Annotated in this window: 5 protein-coding genes and 3 pseudogenes; 3 read left to right on the top strand and 5 right to left on the bottom strand. The window is 73.0% G+C overall.

Translation table 11 applies throughout. The features are described 5' to 3' along the window. Positions 1–395 (top strand): annotated as a pseudogene (locus tag ACFW2E_RS37980) (hypothetical protein); the annotation flags it as partial. Positions 396–454: 59 nt separating this feature from the next. On the opposite strand, the pseudogene ACFW2E_RS37975 reads toward ACFW2E_RS37980, so the two are convergent. Both ACFW2E_RS37975 and rho read right to left on the bottom strand, forming a co-directional pair. Next, a pseudogene (locus tag ACFW2E_RS37975) lies at positions 455–1,228 on the bottom strand (D-alanyl-D-alanine carboxypeptidase family protein); the annotation flags it as partial. A gap of 133 nt (positions 1,229–1,361) precedes the next feature. Then, positions 1,362–2,510, bottom strand: coding sequence for a transcription termination factor Rho (gene rho / locus ACFW2E_RS37970; protein WP_384473941.1), 1,149 nt, complete (start codon positions 2,508–2,510; stop codon positions 1,362–1,364). Between the two features lie 439 nt (positions 2,511–2,949). Here rho and ACFW2E_RS37965 point away from each other — a divergent pair. Beyond that, a pseudogene (locus ACFW2E_RS37965) lies at positions 2,950–4,196 on the top strand (cytochrome P450). A gap of 121 nt (positions 4,197–4,317) precedes the next feature. Here ACFW2E_RS37965 and ACFW2E_RS37960 read toward each other — a convergent pair. Then, positions 4,318–4,725 carry a nuclear transport factor 2 family protein gene (locus ACFW2E_RS37960; RefSeq protein ID WP_384473939.1) on the bottom strand — a complete coding sequence of 136 codons (408 nt, stop codon included), beginning with the start codon at positions 4,723–4,725 and terminating at the stop codon, positions 4,318–4,320. A gap of 101 nt (positions 4,726–4,826) precedes the next feature. Between ACFW2E_RS37960 and ACFW2E_RS37955 the strand changes: the two genes are divergently transcribed. Next, positions 4,827–5,552 (top strand): methyltransferase domain-containing protein, encoded by a 726-nt coding sequence (locus ACFW2E_RS37955; protein WP_384473936.1) that lies wholly within the window; start codon positions 4,827–4,829, stop codon positions 5,550–5,552. 24 nt (positions 5,553–5,576) lie between these two features. Here ACFW2E_RS37955 and ACFW2E_RS37950 read toward each other — a convergent pair whose 3' ends face one another. Both ACFW2E_RS37950 and ACFW2E_RS37945 read right to left on the bottom strand, forming a co-directional pair. Continuing rightward, positions 5,577–6,320 carry a GntR family transcriptional regulator gene (locus tag ACFW2E_RS37950; RefSeq protein WP_384473933.1) on the bottom strand — a complete coding sequence of 248 codons (744 nt, stop codon included), beginning with the start codon at positions 6,318–6,320 and terminating at the stop codon, positions 5,577–5,579. A gap of 130 nt (positions 6,321–6,450) precedes the next feature. Beyond that, the coding region (locus ACFW2E_RS37945; protein ID WP_384473930.1) for a serine hydrolase at positions 6,451–6,858 on the bottom strand (408 nt) is incomplete at its 5' end.

Below are 6,858 nucleotides of genomic sequence, written 5' to 3'. Positions count from 1 at the left end.
ACGCGGTGCTGTGCACCAGCGTGGTGTGGCTGTGGTTCGACGACGCGTCCGGCGTCGACGGATTCCTCGGCAGCAACATCTATACATGGATCACGTTGGGCCTGCTGCTCGGCCTGCCGGCCGGTCAGCCGCGCATGGTCCGGCCTCCCTTGACCCGCAGCGCCAGCACCAGGGCCCCGGCGCCCAGTCCGGCGGCGCCGGCGATGACGCCGGGACCGGACCAGTCGGAGTCGTCGTCCGGGGCCGCCGGGGCGGCCGCCGCGGCCACCGGGGCCGCCGACTTCGCGCGGAGCGCGTCCAGCGAGCCGACCGGATCGACCCGTCCGGCGGCGGCGAAGCCCCAGTCGAGCAGTGCGCGCGCCTCCTCGTACACGGTGAACCCGCCCTCGGCCTGAGGGTTCATCACGGTGACGACGAGCGTGCGCCCGCCCCGGTGCGCGGCGGCGACGAGCGTGTTGCCGGCGTTGCTGGTGTACCCGTTCTTGATGCCGATCAGACCCGGGTACGGCGCCACCCCGTCCTCGCCGGTCAGCAGCCGGTTGGTGTTCTCGATGCCGAACGACCCCGCGCCGTCGGGGAACCTGGCGTCGGTGGTGGAGCAGTACCGGGCGAAGTCCGTGTTGCGCAGTCCGGCCCGGCCGAAGACGGCCAGGTCGTAGGCCGAGGACACCTGGCCGGGTGCGTCGTAGCCGTCGGGCGAGACGACATGGGTGTCCAGCGCGCCCAGCGCGCGGGCCTTGGCCTGCATCCCGGCGGCCGTCCGGTGCCAGCCGCCGTTGAGGGACGCCAGCACGTGCACGGCGTCGTTGCCCGAGCTGAGGAAGACCCCGCGCCACAGGTCCGACACCCGGTACGTCTGTCCCTCGACGACTCCGACCAGGCTGCTGCCCTCGCCCACGTCCGCCAGTTCCTCCTCCCGCACGGTGTGCCGGACACCGCCGGGCAGGACCGGCAGCACGGTGAGGGCGAACAGTGTCTTCAGAGTGCTGGCGGGCGGCAGTCTGCGGTGCGCGTCGCTCGAGGCCAGCACATCGCCGCTGCCGGCGTCGGCCACCAGCCAGGACAGCGCGGAGACGTCGGGGACCTCGGGCGCCCCCGGATGTGCTCTGACCTGTGTTCCGGACCGGTAGAGGACCGATGGCTGCGGTACCGCGGTTCCGGTGCGGGAGGCCGCCGCGGCGGGCGTCAGCGCCAGCACGCCCGCCACGCAGAGGGCGCAGGTCGACATGGCCACCCGGGAAGAGAATCCGATAGTCATATGGTCAACGTAGGAACGGTCCAGGTGTACACCGCGCTGTCAGGGCCGGACGACGTACGCGAGCAACCCGGATGCCGCACCGGGGCCACGGCGGCCCCGCGTGCTAGCCCGTCGGCAGCGTCGGCTGGACACGGCGCAAGAAGGTCGCGTTGTCGGGGGTCGCGCGCATCCGCTCCAGGAGGGTCTCCAGGTTCGCCGGACCGCCGTCCCGGGACTGCAGGGCCCGGCGCAGGCCCCGTACGGCCGTCAACTCGGCCGGTGACAGGAGCAGTTCCTCGCGACGGGTGCCGGACGAGGTCAGCTCGACGGCCGGGAACAGCCGCCGCGAGGCGAGCTCCCGGTCCAGTCGGAGCTCCATGTTGCCGGTGCTCTTGAGCTCCTCGAAGAAGAAACCGTCGGCACGGGAGCCGGTGTCCACCAGCGCGGTGGCGAGGATGGTGAGCGAACCGCCCTCCTCCGCCTGGCGCGCGGCGCCGAAGAACCGCTTGGGACCGAGCAGCGCCGCCGCGTCGACACCGCCGCTCAGGGTGCGGCCGCCCGAGGCGGCCGCGTTGTTGTGGGCCCGGCACAGCCGGGTCAGGGAGTCGAGGAGGATCACGACGTCCTCCCCGTCCTCGACGAGCCGCTTCGCCCGCTCGATCACCAGCTCCGCGAGCGCGATGTGCTGTTTGGGCGCCCGGTCGAAGGTCGAGGCGTACACCTCTCCGCGCACGGAGCGCCGCATCTCGGTGACCTCCTCGGGACGTTCGTCCAGCAGCACCACCATCAGGCGGCACTCGGGGTGGTTGCCCGCGACGGCGGCCGCGATCTGCTGGAGCAGCACGGTCTTGCCGGTCTTCGGCGGGGCCACGAGGAGCCCGCGCTGGCCCTTGCCGACGGGCGCGAACAGGTCGGTGACGCGACCGGCCAGGCCCGACGCCGGGTGTTCGAGGCGGATCCGCTCGCGCGGGTGCAGAGGAGTGAGGTCCCGGAAGTGCCGGCGGCCCCGGAGCTCCTCGGGCGTACGGCCGTTGACGCTTCGGACCTCCGTGAGGGAGCGCTGCGCGCCGCGGACGCCCTCGACGAGGTCGCCCCTGCGCAGGCCATGACGGCGGATCAGCGCGGACCCGACCTGGAGGTCGGAGGGGGAGGGCAGCCAGCCGGCGGCGCGCAGATGCCCCTTCCCGCCCGCGTCGATGTCGAGGACACCGGTGACGTTCTGGGGTGTCGCGGGCCGCTGCTGTACGGGAGGGTGTTCGAGTGTGGTGGTCATCGGTGGTCCTTTCACGGACGGAAGGCAGGGGAAAGGGGGAGTGGGCCGCGAGGGGGAGGCGTGCCTGTGTGCCTCCGGGCGGCGGGAACAGCACCCCGGGGACGTGAGCCCTGCGAGGTGGTGCTGGGAAACCGGTGCGCCGGGCCGGTGAACGGCGGGCGGATCGGCGTGAAGAACGTGAAGAAGGGGAACTGGCACCGGCGTCCCACGACGGGGCGTACACAAGTGCTGACCGCATGGTACCACTCGATGGAGCAGTACGGCTGTCAATGACCTCAACGTGCCGTCGGTGCGGGCTATTCCGCCGACGGCGGCTGCGTCCGGGGAAGGCCCCTGACCTCGATGTGAGTCGACGTGGAATCCAGGTTCGGAAGAGGCCCCGGTGAGCTTACGATCGGCGACGTCCCGTCCCGTCGTACGGCCGTCAGGAGAGAACCCGGTGCAGACCTCGTCGCCCACGCCACCGCACCGACCGGACCCCGCGGGCGGCTGCCCGCACGCCGAAACAACGCACGGCTGCTGGCGCGCGGTGCCGTGGCGCCGGTCGTGCTGCCCGGAGGCATCGAGGGCATGGCCGTACTCGGGCACGAGGCGCTCAGGGAGTTCCTCCAGCACCCCGATGTGGCCAAGGACGCGGCGCACTTCACCGCGCTGCGCGAGGGGCGGATACCCGAGGGCTGGCCGCTGGCGACCTTCGCGACCGTACGGGGCATGACCACCGCCGACGGCGGCGACCACCGCAGACTGCGGTCGCTGGTCAGCCGGGCGTTCACCCCGCGGCGGGTGGAGGAACTGCGGCCACGGATCGAGGAGTTGACGGCCTCGCTGCTCGACGGTCTGGCGCGGGCGGCGCAGGAGGGCGACGGCGTCGCCGACCTGCGGCAGCACTTCGCACTGCCCCTGCCGATGGGTGTCATCAGCGAACTGCTCGGTGTCGACGCGGAGTTCAGGGACCGGCTGCACCACCTGTGCAACCAGGTCGTGGCCACCGACATCGGCCCCGAGGAGGCCGTCGCCGCCAACCGCGAACTCGTCGGCATCCTGGCCGCGATCGCCGCCGGCAAGGCCGAGAGGCCCGGCGACGACCTCACCAGCGGGCTGATCGCCGCGCGCGACGAGGACGGCGACCGGCTCGGCAAGGAGGAGCTCATCGGCACCCTGGTGCTGATGATCATCGCCGGACACGAGACCACGCTGAACCTGATCACCAACGCGGTACGGGCCCTGTGCGGCCACCCGGACCAGCTCGCCCTCGTGCTGAAGGGCGAGGCGGGCTGGGCGGACGTCGTCGAGGAGACGCTGCGCTGGGACGCACCGGTCAGCTACTTCCCGTTCCGTTACCCCGTACGGGACCTCACCCTCGACGGCACGCTCATCCCGCGGGGCACACCCGTGCTCGCCGGGTACTCCGCCGCCGGGCGCGACCCGGCCGCGCACGGCCCGGACGCCGACCGGTTCGACGTCACCCGCCCCGCCCGTCCCGACGCCGTACGGAACCTCTCGCTCGGCCACGGCGCCCACTACTGCCTGGGCGCCCCGCTGGCCCGCCTCGAGGCCACCGTCGCCCTGGAGCGGCTGTTCACCCGCTTCCCCGGCCTGGACCTCGCCGTGCCCGAGGACACGCTCTCCCGTCACGCCAGTTTCGTCGGCAACAGCGTGCGGGCCCTTCCCGTGCGCCTGCGATGAGTACCTGATGCGTACCCGATGAGCATTCGCCGAAGGCCCGGGCCGGCCTCGCGTCCGTCGCGTCGACGGCGCGGTGCCCTCACCCTCACGGTGGCGTGACGACCGGGCGCCGGCGCGGCGCTCAGGCGGACCGTGCCTCCGCCCGAGCCGCCTCCTCGGCTATCCGGTCGAACCGGGCGCCCATCGCCTCAGCCAGCGCCTGGGCGCCCGACAGCGGGCGGACCATGACCATGAACTCGTCGATCAGGCCGTTCTCGTCGACGTGGATGAAGTCGCAGCCGCCGACCGTCCGGTCGCCCACCCGGGCCGAGAACACCAGCGCGTGGTCGCGGCCGTCGGCGCCGGCGAGCTCGCGGTCGTAGCGGAAGTCCTCGAAGACCCGCACGACACCGCGCAGGATCGCGGCGGTGATCGCCTTGCCGCGGTACGGCTTGAACACGACCGGGCTGGTGAAGACGACGTCCTCGGCCAGGAGCGCCTCGACGGCGTCGAGATCGCGGGCCTCGACCGCCTCACGGAACGCGCGCATCGACTCACCTCATAGTCAATTAGTTGATTAGATGTCGATGAGAATAGGGTCCGCCCGCCGCCGTGTCCACAGAAACGGCACGCTGCCCCTAGGCTGGGCGGATGTTCAGCCCCGAAGGTCCCAGCCTCCGCGAGCTCGCCGTCCAGGCGCTGTCGTCCGTCGAGCGGGGCTACGACCTGCTGGCACCCAAGTTCGACCACACCCCGTTCCGCACGCCGGACTCGGTGCTGGAGGCGGTCGCGGGGGCACTCACCCGCCTCGGTCCCTTCGGGCACGGGCTCGACCTGTGCTGCGGCACCGGCGCCGGGACGGACGTGCTTGCCCGGGTGTGCCGGGACAGTGTCACCGGCGTCGACTTCAGCGCGGGCATGCTCGACGTGGCCCGGCGGCAGCCCCGGCCCGGAGGGCCGCGGCTCGCCTGGGTGCGCGCAGACGCCCGGGCGCTGCCGTTCGCCTCCGCCTTCGACCTCGTGGTGAGCTTCGGGGCCTTCGGGCACTTCCTGCCGCGGGAGCTGCCGGGGCTGTTCGCCGAGGTCCACTCCGTACTGCGGCCGGGCGGCCGCTTCGCGTTCCCCGTGCTCGCCCCGCCCCGGCCGTCGCGCCCGGGATTCTGGATCCTGCTCGGTTTCGACACGGTCATGCGGGTGCGCAACGCCCTGTGGCGGCCGCCTTTCGTCATGTACTACCGGGCGTTCCGGCTGGGGGCCGTGCTGGCGGAGCTGGAGCGTGCCGGATTCGCGGTGGACCTCTACGCCCTGCCGGAGTTCGGGCGGCGCGACGACGGCAGCCCCCGCGCCCGGCTGGTGGCGGCGCGACGCCTGCCGTAGCGCCCGGCGCGCGTCCGGCGCCGGTCAGTCCGCCGCGGGCACCGTGAACTCGTAGACCAGCGCGTCCTGCTGGGCGTCCACCAGCAGATCGGTGATTTCCAGCGGGCGGGCGAACTGGTCGTGCACGCGCCGCGTCACCCGTACCGAGGAGGCGTCGGTGGCGTGGGTGATCGAGTCGCGGTGGTGCAGGGCCAGGCCCGCCCTGCGCATCCAGTCGTAGGCCCGCTGCAACTGCGCGGCGCACGCCCCGTCGGCCCGGTCGCGGTACCGGCCCAGCTCCTCCACCTCGGACAGCGCCACCGCCGAGAAGGACGTCAGCGCGGTGCGCAGAGTACGGCCGTCGGGTGCGGCGGACTCGTAGCGGTGCACCAGCGTCGGCCGGTGCGGGGCGAGCCCCAGGGCCGCGGCGTGCTCCTCCGGAGGCGTCTCCCAGGTGACGGTGGCCCGGTCGACGGCGCACGGGTCGGCGGCCCGGACGCCCACCGGGAAGGACAGCGACACCGGGTCCTCCACCGGCCTGCCGGGCAGCGTGGCATGGCTGCCCCGCCGGTCGGTCGCGACCAGGCCGTCGCGCCGCAGGACGTCCAGCGCCTGCCTGACGGTCTGCCTGCTGACCTCGAAGTGGTCGGCCAACTGCCGTTCGCCGGGAAGTCGTTCACCGGGCGGGACGGTGCCGTCGCGCAGCTCCGCGAGCAGGTCCGTCGCTATCCGCCGGTACAGGGGCCGGCCGGCCGTCCGCGGGTGGTCATGGGGGGTGGTGCGGGCCATGCCGCGCCTCCTGTTGGTCACAAGACGTAGTCGTTCGGGCTCATTGCGCGACCACATCTAGCATTGGTCTAAACCATCAGGGAAGAGCGGCCCGCCGGTTCGGCCGAAACCGAACCGCCCGGAGCCCGGGTCACAGCGCGCGGTACACGGCGTCGACCAGCGCCATCTTCCTCGGGTCGTCGGCGACACGAGGCCCCATCCGGTTCATCACGTAGCCCAATGACACCCCGTTGTCCGGGTCGGCCAGACCGCACGAGCCGCCGAAGCCGTCGTGGCCGAAAGCCCGCGGATCGGGTCCGTACGATCCGTGCGGTCCGCTGAGCCACAGGCCCAGTCCGATCTCCGTCTCGTGGTCGAAACCGGCCCCGAGCACCAGGTCGCGGCAGCTGCCCTGCCCCTCACGCACCCGCTCGGCGGCCTCGGGGGAGAGGATGCGCCGGCCGCCGTGGCTCCCGCGCCCGGCGACGACGCCGTACAGCGCGGCGACGGCGCGCGCCGTGCCGTGTCCGTTGACGGCGGGGAGCGCGGCCGCCCGCCC

Source organism: Streptomyces sp. NPDC058964, from assembly GCF_042741275.1.
Lineage (GTDB): Bacteria > Actinomycetota > Actinomycetes > Streptomycetales > Streptomycetaceae > Streptomyces.
This window is presented reverse-complemented; position numbering and strand designations above follow the sequence as displayed.

Coding starts and splice junctions, on each gene's coding strand:
- ACFW2E_RS37960 (WP_384473939.1), bottom strand. CDS start 4,725: ATGCGCGCGTTCCGTGAGGCGGTCGAGGCCCGCGATCTCGACGCCGTC.
- ACFW2E_RS37950 (WP_384473933.1), bottom strand. CDS start 6,320: ATGGCCCGCACCACCCCCCATGACCACCCGCGGACGGCCGGCCGGCCC.
- rho (WP_384473941.1), bottom strand. CDS start 2,510: ATGACCACCACACTCGAACACCCTCCCGTACAGCAGCGGCCCGCGACA.
- ACFW2E_RS37955 (WP_384473936.1), top strand. CDS start 4,827: ATGTTCAGCCCCGAAGGTCCCAGCCTCCGCGAGCTCGCCGTCCAGGCG.